Origin of the sequence: Agrococcus terreus (assembly GCF_014645235.1) — a bacterium.
GTDB classification, from domain to species: Bacteria; Actinomycetota; Actinomycetes; order Actinomycetales; family Microbacteriaceae; genus Agrococcus; species Agrococcus terreus.
This window is the reverse complement of sequence record NZ_BMLM01000001.1, coordinates 245,264-262,050: the sequence shown is the minus strand read 5'-3', so window position 1 is coordinate 262,050 and position 16,787 is coordinate 245,264. Positions and strand designations below refer to the sequence as shown.

Genomic DNA, 16,787 nt, shown 5'->3' with positions numbered 1-16,787 from the left:
ACTCATTCTTCGACGACGACCGCTTGAACGTGATCGCGAACGATGCCTTCGACGGAGCGGCTCCAGCCAACGTCTCGAACCTGTCCGCGGCAGAACTGAAGGCGCGTTGGGACGCGTTCCTCGACGCTCGGTTCGCGGCGTGCGAGGCCGACGCGGTGAGCGAGATCGCGGCGGGGCGTTGCCAGGTGACGGCCATCGACAATCGCGGCTCGCTTCCTTCCGACTCGGTCGATCCCATCACGATCGAGGACCTCGCCGCCTTCCGCCCCATCGTGGGCGAGCTCGTGGTCGAGCCCGACGGGTGGGGCGTCGTGGGCACGCCGACGAACTTCTACGCCACCGCCGAGTCGCACACGATGCAGGGCGACCTCCTCGGGTCTGCCGTGACGGTCCGCTGGACTCCGACGACCTACGCGTTCGACTACGGCGACGGCACGACCCAGACCACCGAGGGCTCGGGCGCCGCGTGGAGCGGCACCGGCGAGCAGTGGACCGAGACATCGACGAGCCACGCGTACTCCTCTCGCGACGACGTCACCGCATCCCTCACCGTCACCTTCACGGCCGAGGTCGACGCGGGCGGCGGCTGGTTCCAGGTGCCGGGCAGCCTGCCAGTCGAGGCACCGGCCGTGCCGGTGAAGGTGTTCGAGGTCGACACGGTGCTCACGGCCGGCGACTGCGCCGCCGCGCCCACTGCGCCCGGCTGCGGCTGACCCGATCCCGGACCCAATCCTGCATCCGGGACCCGAACGATCGGATCCACGACGCAGGATGGGGTCCAGGATCGCGCGCGGCCGGCTCGCGGGCCGGCCTGCGTAGGCTCGCCGCATGAGCGACTCGATCGGCTGGGGCATCCTCGGCGCCGGCGGCATCGCCGGCGCCTTCGCGCGCGACCTCGCGCTCGACGGCAGGCGGCTCGCCGCGGTCGGCAGCCGCGACGCGGAGCGGGCCCGAGCCTTCGCCGACCGCACCGGCATCCCCACCGCGCACGGCTGCTACGAGGCGCTCGTCGCGGATCCGGCCGTCGACGTCGTCTACGTCGCCACGCCCCACTCCCACCACCTCGAGCACGCCCTCCTCGCGATCGAGGCCGGCAAGCACGTGCTCGTCGAGAAGGCCTTCACGACGACCGGCGACGACGCGCAGGCGCTCGTCGACGCCGCCCGGGCGCGCGGCGTGTTCGCGATGGAGGCGATGTGGACGCGGTTCCTGCCGACGATGGTCGCCGTGCGCGAGCGGATCGCGGCGGGCGACCTCGGCGAGGTCGTGGGCCTCGTCTCCGACCACTCGCAGGTGCTCGACCTCTCCCCCGGCAGCCGCCTCATCGAGGCCGCGCTCGGCGGCGGCGCGCTGCTCGACCTCGGCGTCTACGACCTCTCGCTCGCACACCACCTGCTCGGGCCGGCGACGCGCATCCAGGCGAGCGGGGTCGTCGACCACGCCGGCGTCGACCACCGCGCCTCCGTCATCCTGGACCACGGCCCCGGCCGCACCTCGACGAGCACCTTCTCGATGACGACGCTCGGCTCGAACCGCGCGAGCATCATCGGCACCGACGGCGTCATCCACCTCGACCCTGCGTTCTACACGTGGACCTCGTTCACGCGCCGCAGCGTCGCCGACCGCGACGCGATCGCGGAGCGCTACGAGCCGGAGCTCGAGGGGCGCGGGATGCAGTTCCAGGCGCGCGAGGTGGAGCGGGCCGTCGCCGCCGGCGAGACTGAGAGCCCGACCATGCCGCTCGACGAGAGCGTCGCGATCATGCGACTCATGGACGACGTGCGCGCGGCGCTGCTGGCCGGCTGACGGCGCGCGGCTCAGCTCGCGGCGGCCTCGCGCGCGGCGATGCGCGCCCGCACCTCGGGGCGGCGCAGCGGTGGCAGCTTCTTGGGCGGCTGACGGCGGTCGGGCAGGTCGGCGAGCAGGTGCTCGGTGATGTGCGCGACCTCCGCGACAGCGCGCTCGAACGCCTCGCGGGTGCGCTCGGACGGATGCGTGATGCCCGAGACCTTGCGCACGTACTGGCGGGCCGCCGCCTCCACCTCGTCGTCGGTCGCGGCCGGCTCCAGGCCGCGCAGCTCGGTGATGTTCCTGCACATGGCGTCCACGGTAGGCCGGAGCGGGGAGGCCCGCCAGGGGTGCTGGCGTGGATGAGGGGTGCTGGTGCCCGGGCACCGGTCGTCCGGGAAGGCACCTGTCGCGCGTGCGGTCTCGAGACGGCAGCGCCTGCGGCGCGGCCTCCTCGACCAGCGGGAGGGGGCCGCCGCGTCAGGGTGGTCTCGACTCGGGCGGCCGGAGCCTCAACTCTCCTTCGTGATCTCCACGGAGACGAAGAGCTGGCTCTTGCCGGCGCCCGCGTACACGCCGCGCAGCGGCGGCACGTCGTTGTAGTCGCGGCCGAGGCCGACCTTCACGTGCCGCTCGCCGATGTCGATGAGGTTCGTCGGGTCCCATGCGTTCCACTCGCCCGTGAACCACTCCACCCACGCGTGCGACTCGCCGCGGATCGTCTCGCCGATCTGCGCGTTCGGCCGAGGGTGCAGGTAGCCCGAGACGTAGCGGGCGGGGATGCCGACGGCGCGCAGTGCGCCGAGCGTGATGTGCGCGATGTCCTGGCAGACGCCCTTGCGGCTCGCCCACGACTCCGAGGCGAGCGTGTGGACGTGCGTGACGCCCGACATGTACTCCATCTCGTCGCCCACCATCCGCGCGATCGCCGACGCGGCCGCGCCGGGCGTCGACGACGCATCCGCGATCTCGCGCGCCGCCGCGACGAGGTCGTCGGTCGGGCGGGTGCGCGGCGTCTGCGCCAGCTGCTCCACGTGCTGCGTCGCGCGCTGCGCCACCTTGCCGAGCTGCTCCCACGTGAGGTCGTGCCCCCCGGTGAGGCGCGGCCGCACCTCCACCAGGCTCGTCGCGGTCAGCTGCAGCTCGGTGTGCGGCTGCAGCACGTCGAACGAGACGACCTTCGTGCCCCAGTAGTCCTCGTACGTGTTGATCGAGGTGTTGGGGCGGATGTCGAGGTTCGAGTAGATGACGAACTGGCCGTCCGAGGTCGACGGCAGCATCCGCGACTCGTTGTACGACGCCATGGCCGGCTGCTCGTAGCGGTAGCCGGTGGTGTGGCGGATGCGGATGCGGCTCACGATGCCTCCCTCGTCCAGGCGGGCATGTTGTGGGTGGGGAAGTAGCGCTCGCGCACCGCGTTCGAGACGGCGGTCGTGGTGGTCTGCACCTTGTCCATGACGCCCGGGAGGTCCTCGATGATCTCCTGGATGGGGCGGAACTCGAGCTCCGCGCGGATCTGGCCGAGCATCCGCTGCGCCGAGTCGACGTAGCCGACGCGCTCCTGCCGCGGCTCGATGTCGCGCAGGCACTGCTCGGCCGAGAGCACCGAGAACAGGATCGAGCGCGGGAAGAGGCGGTCGAGCAGCAGGAACTCGGCCGCGTTCGTCGACGAGGGCACGCCGCGGTAGGTGCGCAGGTACGCCTCGTAGGCGCCGACGGAGCGGAGGATCGTCGTCCACGACGGGCCGGACGCCTCGGTGAGGGCGCGGGTGGCGAGCAGGCGCGCGACCATGTCGGCGCGCTCGATGGAGCAGCCGAGCGTGAAGAAGCTCCACGCGTCGTCGCGGCTCGCGGTGGAGTCGGAGATGCCGGTCGCGAGCGCCGACCGCTCGCGCACCCAGCCGAACATGGCGTGCACCTGCTCGGTGTTCACGCGCCGCGGCATGTTGGCGTAGGTGCCGTTGAGCACCTCCCACAGCTCGGTCGAGATGATCTCGCGGGCGCGGCGGGCGTTCTCGCGCGCGGCGTTCACCGAGTAGGCGATCGAGGCGGGCTGCGTGCGGTCGGTCGCGAGGGCGTTGACGACGTCGACGCGGGTGAGCCTGCGCTCCGGGGGTGCGTCGTGGCCCATGACGCCGAGCAGGGCGCGGCAGGCGGTGTCCTCGTCGACCGCGACGTCCTCGAGCAGGAGCTGCAGGTAGACGTCGAGGATGCGGGCGGTGCCGTCGGCCCGCTCGATGTAGCGGCCGATCCAGAACAGGCTCTCGGCGATGCGGGAGAGCATCATCGCGGGGTCCCTCCCGTCTGCTGCTGCTGCTCGGACTGCCCGCGCGGGGCGTCCTGCGGCGACTGGTCCTGCGGGTGCTCGTGGCCCGAGATGATCGCCATCGGCCTGGTCATCGGCTCGCCCGACGCGCCGAACTCGGCGTCGTGGTCGATGACCGGCAGCTGCTCGCGCGGGTCGGCGAGCACCCAGGTGTCCTTCGAGCCGCCGCCCTGCGACGAGTTCACGACGAGCTGGCCCTCCGGGAGCGCGACGCGGGTGAGGCCGCCCGGCAGCACCCACACCTCCTTGCCGTCGTTCACGGCGAAGGGCCGCAGGTCGACGTGGCGGGGCCGCATGCCGTCCTCGACGAGCGTCGGGATGGTCGAGAGCTGCACGACCGGCTGCGCGATCCAGCCGCGCGGGTCGGCGAGCAGCCGCTCCTTGAGCGCGTCGAGCTCCTCCTGCGTCGCATCCGGGCCCACGACGAGGCCCTTGCCGCCGGATCCGTCGACCGGCTTCACGACGAGCTCGTGCAGGCGGTCGATGACCTCGTCGAGCTGGCCGGGCTCCTCGAGCCGCCAGGTGTCGACGTTCTTGAGGATCGGCTCCTCCGACAGGTAGTAGCGGATGAGGTCGGGCACGTACGTGTAGACGAGCTTGTCGTCGGCGATGCCGTTGCCGACCGCGTTCGCGATCGTGACGTTGCCGAGGCGCGCCGCGAGCATGAGGCCGGGGCTGCCGAGCATCGAGTCGGCGCGGAACTGCAGCGGGTCGAGGTAGTCGTCGTCGACGCGGCGGTAGATGACGTCGACGCGCGCGGGGCCCTCGGTGGTGCGCATGTAGACGCGGCCGCCGGAGGTGAAGAGGTCGCGGCCCTCGACGAGCTCGACGCCCATGAGGCGCGCGAGCAGCGTGTGCTCGAAGTAGGCGGAGTTGTAGACGCCGGGCGTGAGCACGACGACGCGCGGGTCGTCGACGCCGGCGGGCGCGGCCGCGCGGAGGGCGTGGAGCAGCTTGTCGCAGTAGTCGCCGACGGGGCGCACCCGCATCGAGGCGAACATCTCGGGCAGCGTCTGGGCGATGACGCGGCGGTTCGAGATCACGTACGAGACGCCCGAGGGCACGCGCACGTTGTCCTCGAGCACCCGCCACTCCCCCTCCTGGTCGCGGATGAGGTCGATGCCCGAGACGTGGATGCGCACGCCGTTGGCCCCGACGACGCCCGCGGCCTGGCGATGGAAGTGGGTGGACGACGAGATGAGCTTCGCCGGGATGATGCCGTCCTCGACGGCGCGCTGCGGGCCGTACATGTCGGCGAGGAACGCCTCCAGCGCGCGCACCCGCTGCTGGACGCCCGACTCGACGTGGCGCCAGTCCTCGGCGGTGATGATGCGGGGCACGGCGTCGAGCGGGAAGGGCCGCTCCTCGCCCGCGAAGTCGAAGGTGACGCCCTGCGCGAGGTACGAGGTGGCGAGCGCGTCGGCGCGGGCGCGGAGGTCGTCCTTCGTGAGCTCCGAGAGGGCGTCGTGGATGCGCTCGTAGGGCTTCCGGGCGACGCCGGTCTCGGCGAACATCTCGTCCCACGCGACGCCGGTGCGCTTGCGCGGGTTCGCGAAGGGCTTGTCGTAGTCGTCGAAGAGGTCGCCCATGCGGCGAGCCTAGCCGGACGCCTGTTTCGGGCCTGTGACGGCGCCGAGCCGCCCGTTCGGCCCTCCCGGCGCCCCGCACCTCGGGCCCGTCCATGCTCATCGAACTTCCCCGAATCCGTACTTCCTGGCCGAAAGGCGGGATCTGGGGAAGCTCGCTGACCGGAGGGCGTGCGAGGCGGCGGGCACGGGCAGCGGAGGCGGGGATGGAGCATGGATGCGGGGTCGCGGGCGTGGGCGGTGCGGAGGATGCTCGGGCCATGGATGCGATCACCCGCCTGCGCCCCGAGGGGCTCGTCCGCTCGCCCGCCTTCTCGCACGTGGCCGTCGTGCCCCCGGGCGCCACCACCATCTACGTCGGCGGCCAGGACGGCGTCGACGAGACCGGCGCCATCGTCTCGGACGACGCCGGCGAGCAGTCGGCGCGCGCCGTCGACAACGCGGCCGCCGCGCTCGCCGCCGCCGGAGCGACCCTCGCCGACGTCGTGCACTGGACGGTGCTCCTCGCCGAGGGCGCCGACCTCCGGGCCGCCTACGGCGCCGTCGCCGCGAAGCTCGCGACCGACGGCGAGCCACCGCTCGTCACGGCCGCGATCGTCTCGGCGCTCGGCGTGCCCGGCGCGCTCGTGGAGGTGAGCGCCGTCGCGGCCGTCGTGCGGTGAGCGCGAGACGGCGCCGGATGCGGGCCGGGACTAGGGTCGACGGGTGCCGACCCCCAGCCCCGACGACCTCGCGCGCGCCGAGTCGCGCATCGCGCTCACGCCCGACTTCCCGACGCCGGGCGTGCTGTTCCGCGACATCGGGCCCGTGCTCGCCGACGCCGGGTCGCTCGCGACCGTGACCGCCGCGCTCGCCGCGCCCTTCGAGGGCCGCTACGACCTCGTCGCCGGCGTCGAGGCGCGCGGCTTCCTGCTCGCCGGCGCGCTCGCCGCCGCCACCAGCACGGGCCTGCTGCCCATCCGGAAGGCAGGCAAGACGCCGAACCCGACCGCCTCGGTCGACTTCGCGCTCGAGTACGGCGTCGCCACCATCGAGGCGGCGGGCGACCTGACCGGCCGGCGCGTGCTCGTGGTCGACGACGTGCTCGCCACCGGCGGCACGCTCGCCGCGGCGGTCTCGCTCGTCGAGCAGCTCGGCGGCGAGGTCGCGGGCATCGCGGTCGTGCTCGAGCTCACCGAGCTCCGCGGGCGCGAGCGCGTGCCCCAGGCGCACGCGGTCTTCACCGCCTGACGGCGCCGGCCGCACCCATCCGGACTCCCGGATCGGTGCCGATAGCGTCGATCCATGCCAAGGACGACACCGGCGACGACGCCCGAGACCCCGTTCGACGACTTCACCGACATCGAGGGCCTGCTGCGCATCCCGCGCCTCGCCTCGCTGGCCGCGGGGCCGGACGGCCGGCTCGTCGCCGCCATCCAGCAGGCCGACGAGCACGGCTCGCGCATGGTCTCGTCGCTCTGGGAGCTCGACCCGTCGGGCGAGCGGGAGGCGCGCCGCCTCACGTGGTCGGCGAAGGGCGAGAGCGCGCCCCGCTTCGCCGCCGACGGCTCGCTGCTGTTCACCTCGGCCCGGCCCGATCCGACAGGCAGCGCCGACGAGGACGTGCCCGCGATCTGGCGGCTGCCGGAGCGCGGCGAGGCGCACGTCGTCGCATCCGCGCCGGGCGGGCTGACGCTGGTCGGCGTCGCCGACGACGGCTCGATGCTCGCCACCACCGAGGTGCTCGCGGGCGGCTCGCTCGAGGACGACGCCGAGGCCCGGCAGGCGCGGAAGGCCGCCAAGCGCACCGCCATCTGGCACACCGGCATGCCCATCCGCCACTGGGACCACGAGGTCGGCGAGACGAGCACGCGCCTCGTGCACGTCGACCCGGACGGCGGGATGCGCGAGCTCACGCCGGGCGCCGACACGACGAGCCTGCTCGACGCCTCCGCCGACCTCTCGCGCGACGGCCGCCGGGCCGTCACCACCTGGACGACGCGGGTCGCGGGCGGCGAGACCCGCACCTCGATCGCCGTCGTCGACGTGCAGCCCCGTCGGCGGCGCGTGCTGCTGCGCGCGACCGCCGCGCAGGGCTGGTCGGGGCCGCGGCTCTCGCCCGACGGGACGCGCGTCGCCGTGCGGCGGGTGACCGCCTCGACGCCGACGGACACGGCGTACTCGTTCCTCGAGATCCACTCGCTCGGCGGCGGCGAGCCCGTGTCGGTCGAGGTCGGCGACCTCACCGTCGGCGCCTACGCGTGGGTCGACGACGCGCGGCTCGTCGTCTCGGGCGACCTGCACTCGCGCGGCGCCGTCCTGCTCGTCGACACCGCGACCGGCGCGGTGCGCACGCTGGTCGACGACGCGCCCCACGGCTCCCTCGCCCCCGCGGCCGACGGCTCCGCGCTGTTCGCGCTCCGCACCGACATGGCGACGCCGCCCGCCCCCGTGCGCATCCCGCTGCGCGGCCGCGGCGCGGTCGAGGCGACGACCATCCCCGCGCCCGGCCGCGTCGGTGCGCTCCCCGGCCGCCTCGAGTGGGTCGAGACGGAGGTCGACGGCACGGCCGTCGGCGGCTGGCTCTGCACCCCGAAGGGCGCGAGCACCGCATCCCCCGCCCCCGTCATGCTCTGGATCCACGGCGGCCCGCACGGCTCGTACAACGCGTGGAGCTGGCGCTGGAACCCGTGGCTCGCGGTCGCGCGCGGCTGGGCGGTGCTGCTGCCCGACCCGGCCATGTCGACCGGCTACGGCCACGAGGGGCTCAACCGCGGCTGGCCGCGCCTCGCCGACGTCGTCTGGCGCGAGTGCGAGGCGCTGCTCGACCGCGTGCTCGAGCGCCGCACCCTCGACGGCGACCGCACGGCCCTGCTCGGCGCCTCGTTCGGCGGCTACATGACCAACTGGATCGCCGGGCACAGCGACCGCTTCGGCGCGATCGTGACGCACGCGGGGCTGTGGGCGCTCGACCAGCAGCACACGACGACGGATGCGGCATCCCACAAGGTGCGCGTGCACGGGCTGCCGGACCAGCTGCCCGAGTGGTTCCGCGCCTACTCGCCGCACCACCACGCATCCGCCATCACCACGCCGATGCTCGTCACGCACGGCAACCGCGACTACCGGGTGCCCGTCAGCGAGGCGCTGCGGCTGTGGTGGGACCTCGTCTCGGGCTGGCAGGGGAGCCCTGCGTCGATGCCGCACCGCTTCCTGCAGCTCACCGACGAGAACCACTGGGTGCTGCGGCCGTCGAACGCGGTGACGTGGAACCGCGCGGTGCTCGGCTTCTGCGAGCAGCACGTGCTGGGCGGCGAGCCGCTGCCCGACGCGCTGCCGCTGTAGCCCGGCTGTCGCACGCCGCGGCCGCCACGCGCCGCTGAGCGGTCACGTGCGGCGGCCCGGGGGCTCGGAGCCGCCGCACGCGACCGCTCGACGCACGATCCGCGCGGGAGCGACCGGTCGGGGTCGACCGGGGCGGGCCGGGAAGGGCTCGGGCGCGGCCTAGTGGAGGGCGATCGTCTCCACCGCGCGCAGCTGGTCGCGGATGAAGCGGTTGGCGTGCGCGGCGAGGTCGTCGGAGTCGTCCCACAGGTTGCGCCAGATGCCGAGCGTGTTCGACAGCGACTCGGAGACGACGGCGCTCGAGAACGACTCGAAGACCACCGGCCCGTCGTAGCCGAGCCGCGAGAGGCCGCGGAAGAACGATCCGAAGTCGACCGATCCGGTGCCGAGGTAGCCGCGGTGGCTCTCGCCGATGTGCACGTACTTGAGGCGCTCGCCGGCGTCGAGGACGGGCTCGAGCATCCCCGACTCCTCGATGTTCATGTGGTACGTGTCGAGGTGCAGGTGCACGTTGCCGTGGCCGATCTCCTCGAGGAACCGCAGCCCGCCGCGAGCCGTGTTCATCACGTTCGTCTCGTACCGGTTCACCACCTCGAGCGACAGCGTGATGCCCGCCTGCTGCGCGCGCTCGCCGAGCCGTGCGAGCGCCGCGGCCGAGGCCGCCCGGCCCGCGGGCGTCGCGGGCGCCGTGTACTTCTGCATCGCCGAGTAGATGACGCCGCACAGGTGCGCGCCGCCCGCCTCGGCCACCACGTCGATCGCGCGCTCGAGCAGGGCCTCGCCCTTCCGGCTCACCGCCGCGTCCTCGCTCGAGAGGTCGTGCGCGGCGTCGAGCCCGAGCGACGAGGTCATGGCGACGCCGTGGTCGCCGAGGATGCGGCCGACGAGCGCGCCGTCGATCGCGTACGGGTCCATGAGCGGCAGCTCGAGCAGGTCGAAGCCCGCCCGCTGCGTGCCCTCGATGGCGGTGCGGATGCCCGCCTCGTCGAACGTGCCGGTGAAGACGAGGCCGTGGACGCCGATCTGCATGGGGAGCTCCTTCGCTCAGGGTGGTTCGGAGGCGGTGGGTCGGGACGGTGGTCGGGAGGCGGTGGAGGACGGGCGCCGGTCAGCGCGCGGCGAGGGCCGCGCGGCGCACGTCCTCGTCCTCGCGCCCGTCGATGCGGTCGACGACCGAGTCGGGCAGGAACGTGGGCGCGCCCGCGGCGAGCGCGCCGGCGAGGATGCGGGCGACCTTGTCGGCCATCTCGGTGATGCGCAGGCACTCGGCCGGGTCGGCGCCGATGGCGAACATGCCGTGGTTCTGCAGCCAGACGAGCTTCGGCAGCGCGCCGTGCCGGTCGGCGAAGACGCGCAGCTCGTGCCGCATGAGGCGGCCGAGGCCGAGGCCCGGGTCGACGTAGGGCACGAGCAGCGTGCGGGTGCCGAGCACGACGATCTGGTCGGGGAAGAGCGCGCCGGCCGTGAGCAGCGGCGCGCGGTCGGAGCAGAGGATGCCGTTGGCCGACACGGGGTGCGTGTGGCACGCGGCGGCCGCGCCCGAGGTGAGCACCACCGCGTGCAGCAGCGCCTCGACGCTCGGCCGCTTCGCCGCCTGGTCGACGCGGGAGGCGAGCAGCGCCTCGGCGACGCGCGCATCCCCCTCGCCGCCCTCGAACGCGCGCGGGTCGTCGAGCAGCTCGAGGATGGGCGCGAAGCGGCACTCGACGAGGTCGTCGCGCGTCGCGGCCACCATCGACGAGCCGGTCGCCTTCACGAGCATACGCTCGTCGTCCAGGCGGGCCGAGACGTTGCCCTCGGCGAGGATGACGAGCTCGCGCCGCGGCTCGCCCACCGCGTGGGCGAGGGCGAGCAGCTCGTCGGCGATCACCGCGAGGTCCCCGCGGCCGTGCCCGGCACCCCGACGGGCTTCGTGAGCCCCGTCGATCGCCGCCGGATGGACGCGTTCGAGAGCAGCGAGGCGCCGAGCAGCACCACGCCGAGCGCGAGCAGCTGCGCCTGGGCGCCCTCGTTGCCGGGCACGACGAGCAGGATCGAGGCGTTGAGCCAGACGATGAGCAGCGCGGCGAGCAGGATGCCCGAGAGCCGGCCGATGCCGCCGGTGATGGCGACGCCGCCGAGCACGGCGATCGTGATGGCCGGCAGCGCCATGCCGCTGCCGCTCGTGCCCGCATCGGGCCGGGCGGAGGCGAACTGCGCGACCGTGTAGACGCCGACGAGGCCCGAGATGGCGCCCGCGGTGACGTACGCCATCATGCGCGTGCGGCGCGTGTCGATGCCCGCCCACTGCGCGGCGGTGTCGTTCGTGCCGATGGCGTAGAGCTTGCGGCCGTAGGTGGTGCGGTTGAGCACGAACCAGGCGACGATCGCGACGGGCAGCAGGAACGTGAAGACGCCGAGCGGCACGAGCGGCAGCGAGGCGCCGATGACGGGCAGCTCGACGGCCTTCGCCGCGCTGTAGAACGACGAGATCTCGGGGCCCGAGATGGGCCGCTGCTCGCTCACGACGAGCGCGATGGAGCGGTAGGCGTAGAACGTCGCGAGCGTCGTGATGAGCGCGGGGTAGCCGAGGTAGGCGGTGAGGAAGCCGTTCACGGCGCCGAGCAGCGCGCCGAACAGCACCGCGAGCACGATCGCGGCCGCGAGCGGCAGCATCGCCTGCTGGTACAGCATCGCGAAGACGACGCCCGTGAGCGAGACCATCGAGCCGACCGAGAGGTCGATGCCGCCGCGGCCGGAGGTGATGACGAACAGCTCGGCGAGCGCGAGCAGCGCGAGCGGCACGTAGGCGATGAGCGTCGAGGCGAGGTAGTCGCTGTTGAAGCGGCCGCTCGTGAGGCCCACGCCGTCGAGGATCGACATGACGACGAGCAGCACGACGATGAGGCCGAGCAGCAGCGTCGCGCGCTCCTTGAGGCCGCCGCTGGCGACCCACACGCGGGCGCGGTCGAGGGCGGAGGGGCGGGGCTCGGGGTCGCGCCCGTGCCGGCCGCCCTGGGTGGCGGTGTCGACGGCGGTCATGCGCGCCTCCTCGCTCGCTCGCGGATGAGATCGGTGCCGACGGCGATGAGGATGCAGATGCCGACGAACAGGAAGCCGAGCTGGGTGGGCCAGCCGAGCTGCGTGACGCCCGAGACGACCGTCTGCACGAGCAGCGCCCCGAGCATGGTGCCGACGACGCTGCCGCGGCCGCCGAGGATGGAGGTGCCGCCGATGACGACGGCCGCGATCACCTGCAGCTCCTTGCCCGAGCCGACCGACTGGTCGAGGCTCGAGGTGCCGGTGGCGATGATCATGCAGGCGGCGAGGCCGGCGAGGGCGCCCGTGATGCCGTAGACCCACACGAGCCGCGGCTGCACCTTGATGCCCGCGAGGCGCGCGGCGTTCTGGTTGCCGCCGATCGCGTAGAGGTTGCGCCCGGCCTTCGCGTAGCGCAGGAACCACCAGGCGACCGCGACCGCGACGACGGCGATCGCGAACGAGTGCGGCACGCCGAGCGTGGAGCCCGCGGCGCCGCGGCCGAAGAAGTCGAGCGTGCCGGGGATGCCGTTGACGGTCGACGAGTCGAAGACCCGCAGGCCGAGCCACTGGAAGAGGTTGGCCGTGCCGAACGTGATGATGATCGGGTGCACGCGGCCGTACGCGATGAGCACGCCGTTCACGGTGCCGAGCAGGGCGCCGATCGCGATCGCGAGCAGCACGGCGAGCACCGCCGGCACGTCGGCGGCGACGAGCACCCGGGCCGTGACGACGGCCGAGACCATGATCGTCGCGGCGACCGAGACGTCGATGCCGGCGGTGATGATGACGAACGTCATGCCGACGCCGATGAGCGCGATCGGCGCGACCTGCACGAGCAGCGGCCCGATGGAGCCGGGCGTGAGGAACGCGGGCGTGAAGATGCCGAGCAGCACCCACAGCACGACGAGCACGCCGAGGAGCACGAGCTCCTGTCCGGTGACGACGGGCGGGAGGATGCGGCGCAGGCTCACCTGGCCGGACGCGGATGCCGGCGCGGGCGCCGGTGCGGTGGCGGTCATGCTGCCTCCTCGGTGGTGCCGGGCATGGGCGTCGGCTCGTCGTCGATCGCGCCCGCCGCGGCGGCGAGCAGCGACGCCTGGCTCGCGGTGGGCGGCAGCTCGCGGGCGACGCGGCCGGCGCGGAAGACGAGGATGCGGTCGGCGATGCGCTGCACCTCGGCGAGGTCGGTGGTGATGACGAGCACGGCGGTGCCGCGCTCGGCGAGGTCGGCGACGATCCGGTGGATCTCCTCCTTGGCGCCGACGTCGACGCCCTGCGTGGGCTCGGCGAGCACGAGCAGCTTCGGCTGCTCGACGATCTGCCGGGCGAGCACGACCTTCTGCGCGTTGCCGCCTGACATCGCGCCGATCGGCTGGCGGCCCGAGGGGGTCTTCACGGCGAGGCGGCGGATGAGGTCGTCGCTGATGCGGCGCTCGGCGCGGGGCGAGACCCATCCGGGCGCCTTGCCGAGCAGCCCGAGCGAGCCGACGGTGATGTTGAACGCGATGGGCTGGAACGAGAACGAGCCCTGCGAGGCGCGGTTGGCGGGCACCATGCGGATGCCGCGGCGCTTCGCCGCCGAGGGCGAGGCCGGGTGGCGGTCGTCGCCGACGGCGCGGAGCCGGCCGGAGGTGGCGCGGCGCATGCCGTAGACGACCTCCCCCACCTCGGCGGCGCCGGAGCCGACGAGCCCGTACAGGCCCACGACCTCGCCCGCGCGCAGCGTGAGCGTGACGTCCTCGAAGGCGCCGTCGAGCGAGAGCGACTCGAGCTCGAGCACGGGCTCGCCGTGCTCGCGGTCCTCGTGGTGGCCCTCGGAGATGGCGCCGCCGACCATGCGCTCGGCGATCTCGCGCACCGTGAGCTCGCCGATCGGCTGCGACGAGACGGTCTCGCCGTCGCGCATGATCGTCACCTCGTCGGCGATGCGGAAGAGCTCGTCGAGGCGGTGGCTGATGTAGATGATCGAGACGCCGTCGGCGGCGAGGCGGCGCACGACGCCGAAGAGCACCTCGATCTCGGCGTCGGTGAGGATGGCGCTCGGCTCGTCGAGGATGAGGATGCTCGCCTGCTCGAGGAGCGCCTTGGCGATGGAGACCTGCTGCTGCTTGGCGATGGAGAGCGAGCCGAGGGGCTGCGAGGCCAGGCCGCGGTCGAGGCCGACGGTGTCGAGCAGCTCGAGCATGCGCGGCGCCTGCGCGCGCCAGTCGATGGCGGGGCCGCGGGTGATCTCGCGGCCGACGAAGAAGTTCTCGGCGACCGTCAGCTCCGGGAAGAGCTGCGGCTCCTGGTAGACGGTCTGCACGCCGAGCGCGATCGCGTCGGTCGTCGCGCCGATCGAGACGGGGCTGCCGTCGATGGCGATCGTGCCCTCGTCGGCCTGCTCGGCGCCCGAGAGGATCTTGATGAGCGTCGACTTGCCGGCGCCGTTCTCGCCCACGAGGGCGTGGACGGTGCCGGGCCGCACCGTGATGTCGGCGTGGCGGATGGCGCGGACGCCGCCGTAGCGCTTCGCGATGCCCTGCATCTCGAGCCTGGGCGGGCCGGCGGCTGCCGGTCGATGCGCGGTGTCGGTCATGCTGCTCCTCCTCGGCGCCGTCGCCGATGGTCCGAGGTCGCGGGTCGCGTCGCGGATGCGGTGGTCGTGGATCGGGTGGATCCGGATGCGGGTGGGGTGCCCGGGGCGCGGCGCTCGCCGCGCCCCGGGCAGGTCACGAGGGACGTGACCGTCGGGCGTCAGTAGTCGTAGTCGCCCGCGTTCTCGGCCGTGAAGATGGTCGGCGGGCCGAGCAGCAGCTCGCCCGTCGCCTCGTCGTACGTGGCGCCCGAGGCGCCCTCGAGGCCGATGGTGCTGGTGTCGCCCAGGTCGCCGTCGCTGGCGAGCTGCACGCCGGCCCAGCCGGTGAGGTAGCCGAGCGCCTCGACGTCCCACAGGATCGAGCCGCTCGACGAACCGGACTCGAGGTACGGGAGCATCGACTGCGGCGTGCCGAGGCCCACCGTGAAGACCTCGCCGGTGCGGCCGGCGTCCTCGACGGCCTGCGCGACGCCCGGCGCCGACGAGGTGCACTCGCCCACGAGGCCCGTGAGGTCGGGGTTCGAGCTCATGAGGTCGGTCGCCATCTGCGTGGCCATGGCCTGGTCCTCGCCGGCGTAGACGATGTCGACGATCTCGGCGTCGGGGTACTCGGACGCCGTGTACGCCTCCTGCACCTCGATCCACGCGTTGAGGTTCGCCGCGGTCTCGCCGCAGGAGACGATCGCGTACTGGCCCGAGCCGCCCATGGCCTCGAGCAGCGCGTCGGTCAGAGCCTCGCCGATGCCCTCCGTCGACGCCTGGTTCACGAACACCTCGCGCACGGAGTCCGGCGCGTCGGTGTCGGTCGTGGCGACGTGGATGCCGGCGGCCTGGGCCTCCTCGAGCAGCGGCGCCATCGAGTTCGGGTCGTTCGGGGCGACGAAGAGCACGTCGACGCCCTGCTGGATGAACGAGCGGACGATGTCGGCCTGCGCGGCGGCGTCGGCGGTCGTGGGGCCCTGGTAGAGCCACTCGAAGCCGAGCTCCTCGGCAGCCTGCTGGCCGCCGGTGTTCATCGCCTCGAAGTACGGGATGCCCTGCAGCTTCGGGACGAACGCGATGGTGAGGTCCTCGGCCGTGCCGCCGCCCTCGCTGGCGCCGGGGGCGGCCGACTGGCCGGGGTCGTTGCGCGACGTGCAGCCGGCCAGCACGACGGCGGCGGCCGCCGAGAGCGCCAGTGCACCCGCGATCCTGCGTGAGATCTTCATCGATGCTCCTTCTGGGTGTGGCGTCGGGAGGCGGTCCCCGCCCGAGGCCGGACCGGCGCCGTGCCGGTCGTCTGCGCGTCGAGCAGGGGCACGCGGTCGACGGCGACGCCGACGGCCTCCCACTGCGCGACGAAGTCGTCGTCCGCGTCCTCATCCGTGATGAGGCTCGTCACCTGCTCGGCGGTCGCGAACGTGTGGAGCGCGAAGCCGGTGACCTTGCTCGAGTCGAAGAGCGCGTGCACCCGGTCGCTCGAGGCGACGAGGGCCTGCTTGGCGACGGCCTCGTCGGAGGCGAGCTCGAGCAGGCCGCGCTCGGGCGAGAGCCCGACGACGCCGACGAAGCTCGTGCGGATCCGGCCGCGGCCGGCGAGCGCGTCGCCGATGGAGCCGACGAGGCCCGAGCTCTCGCGCCGCAGCGTGCCGCCGGGCATGACGATGCGGGCGCTCGAGCGCTCGGCGAGCATCGTGGCGGTCGGCAGCGACTGCGTGATGACGACGAGGCCCTGGCGCGCGACGAGCTCGAGCGCGAGGAAGTGGGAGGTCGACGAGGTGTCGAGGGCGATGACGTCGCCGTCGTCGACGAGCTCGGCCGCGCGGCGGGCGATGGCCCGCTTGGCGTCGGACGCGGCGCGCATGCGGTCGGCGAAGGCGCCCTCGTCGCGCCGCTCGGGCGGCAGGGCGCCGCCGCGGGTGCGGCGCAGGAGCTGCTGGCGCTCGAGGCCGTCGAGGTCCTTGCGGATCGTCACCTCCGAGACGCCGAGGTCGCGCGCCAGGTCGGCGACGGCGACGGCGCCTGCTGCGCCGAGCACGTCGAGGATGTGCGCATCCCGATCGACCACGGTGACCCCTTCGTCCCTGTTGACGGCGACAGTACGCATACGAAACTCCGATCGCAACACTCCGATACCAAATCGCAACCTAATCGCTTGCGTTCGAAAGTCGGAGGCGGCATGCTG

The 16,787-nt window shown here is 73.4% G+C and carries 16 protein-coding genes; 5 read left to right on the top strand and 11 right to left on the bottom strand.

Annotated elements, in window-relative coordinates:
- Positions 1–29: 29 nt before the first annotated feature.
- Both IEW90_RS01325 and IEW90_RS01320 read left to right on the top strand, forming a co-directional pair.
- Positions 30–713 (top strand): hypothetical protein, encoded by a 684-nt coding sequence (locus IEW90_RS01325; RefSeq protein ID WP_188715228.1) that lies wholly within the window; start codon positions 30–32, stop codon positions 711–713.
- Positions 714–828: 115 nt separating this feature from the next.
- A complete protein-coding gene (locus tag IEW90_RS01320) occupies positions 829–1,806 on the top strand; it encodes a Gfo/Idh/MocA family protein (protein ID WP_188715226.1) in 978 nt (325 codons plus the stop codon).
- Positions 1,807–1,817: 11 nt separating this feature from the next.
- Here the strand turns inward: IEW90_RS01320 and IEW90_RS01315 are convergent, their stop codons facing one another.
- From IEW90_RS01315 to IEW90_RS01300, 4 genes are all read right to left on the bottom strand, one after another.
- Complete coding sequence (locus IEW90_RS01315) at positions 1,818–2,099, bottom strand: DUF2277 domain-containing protein (RefSeq protein WP_188715224.1); 282 nt, start codon at positions 2,097–2,099, stop codon at positions 1,818–1,820.
- A 201-nt stretch (positions 2,100–2,300) separates the two neighbouring features.
- Positions 2,301–3,146, bottom strand: coding sequence for a transglutaminase family protein (locus IEW90_RS01310; protein ID WP_188715222.1), 846 nt, complete (start codon positions 3,144–3,146; stop codon positions 2,301–2,303).
- A complete protein-coding gene (locus IEW90_RS01305; protein WP_188717976.1) occupies positions 3,143–4,072 on the bottom strand; it encodes an alpha-E domain-containing protein in 930 nt (309 codons plus the stop codon). Before IEW90_RS01305 ends, IEW90_RS01310 begins: the two co-directional genes overlap by 4 nt.
- Positions 4,072–5,703 carry a circularly permuted type 2 ATP-grasp protein gene (locus IEW90_RS01300; RefSeq protein ID WP_188715220.1) on the bottom strand — a complete coding sequence of 544 codons (1,632 nt, stop codon included), beginning with the start codon at positions 5,701–5,703 and terminating at the stop codon, positions 4,072–4,074. Before IEW90_RS01300 ends, IEW90_RS01305 begins: the two co-directional genes overlap by 1 nt.
- Positions 5,704–5,960: 257 nt before the next feature.
- Here IEW90_RS01300 and IEW90_RS01295 point away from each other — a divergent pair, with 257 nt between their 5' ends.
- From IEW90_RS01295 to IEW90_RS01285, 3 genes are read left to right on the top strand one after another with little or no spacing between them, the layout of a single operon-like run.
- A complete protein-coding gene (locus IEW90_RS01295; RefSeq protein ID WP_188715218.1) occupies positions 5,961–6,362 on the top strand; it encodes a RidA family protein in 402 nt (133 codons plus the stop codon).
- Between the two features lie 43 nt (positions 6,363–6,405).
- Complete coding sequence (locus IEW90_RS01290; RefSeq protein WP_188715216.1) at positions 6,406–6,930, top strand: adenine phosphoribosyltransferase; 525 nt, start codon at positions 6,406–6,408, stop codon at positions 6,928–6,930.
- A gap of 54 nt (positions 6,931–6,984) precedes the next feature.
- Positions 6,985–9,024, top strand: coding sequence for a S9 family peptidase (locus tag IEW90_RS01285; RefSeq protein ID WP_188715213.1), 2,040 nt, complete (start codon positions 6,985–6,987; stop codon positions 9,022–9,024).
- A 159-nt stretch (positions 9,025–9,183) separates the two neighbouring features.
- Here the strand turns inward: IEW90_RS01285 and IEW90_RS01280 are convergent, their stop codons facing one another.
- From IEW90_RS01280 to IEW90_RS01250, 7 genes are all read right to left on the bottom strand, one after another.
- Positions 9,184–10,053, bottom strand: coding sequence for a sugar phosphate isomerase/epimerase family protein (locus tag IEW90_RS01280; RefSeq protein ID WP_188715211.1), 870 nt, complete (start codon positions 10,051–10,053; stop codon positions 9,184–9,186).
- 79 nt (positions 10,054–10,132) lie between these two features.
- Positions 10,133–10,894: a class II aldolase/adducin family protein gene (locus IEW90_RS01275; RefSeq protein WP_188715209.1), complete on the bottom strand. Its 762-nt coding sequence runs from the start codon at positions 10,892–10,894 to the stop codon at positions 10,133–10,135.
- Positions 10,891–12,045 (bottom strand): ABC transporter permease, encoded by a 1,155-nt coding sequence (locus IEW90_RS01270; RefSeq protein ID WP_188715207.1) that lies wholly within the window; start codon positions 12,043–12,045, stop codon positions 10,891–10,893. The genes IEW90_RS01275 and IEW90_RS01270 overlap by 4 nt, the downstream gene beginning before the upstream one ends.
- Positions 12,042–13,064 carry an ABC transporter permease gene (locus IEW90_RS01265; protein WP_188715205.1) on the bottom strand — a complete coding sequence of 341 codons (1,023 nt, stop codon included), beginning with the start codon at positions 13,062–13,064 and terminating at the stop codon, positions 12,042–12,044. The genes IEW90_RS01270 and IEW90_RS01265 overlap by 4 nt, the downstream gene beginning before the upstream one ends.
- Positions 13,061–14,623, bottom strand: coding sequence for a sugar ABC transporter ATP-binding protein (locus IEW90_RS01260; protein ID WP_188715203.1), 1,563 nt, complete (start codon positions 14,621–14,623; stop codon positions 13,061–13,063). Before IEW90_RS01260 ends, IEW90_RS01265 begins: the two co-directional genes overlap by 4 nt.
- Before the next feature lie 158 nt (positions 14,624–14,781).
- Positions 14,782–15,831, bottom strand: coding sequence for an autoinducer 2 ABC transporter substrate-binding protein (locus IEW90_RS01255; RefSeq protein ID WP_188715201.1), 1,050 nt, complete (start codon positions 15,829–15,831; stop codon positions 14,782–14,784).
- Entirely contained in the window at positions 15,828–16,670 is an 843-nt protein-coding gene (locus IEW90_RS01250) for a DeoR/GlpR family DNA-binding transcription regulator (protein WP_188715199.1), read from the bottom strand. Before IEW90_RS01250 ends, IEW90_RS01255 begins: the two co-directional genes overlap by 4 nt.
- Positions 16,671–16,787: the final 117 nt, after the last annotated feature.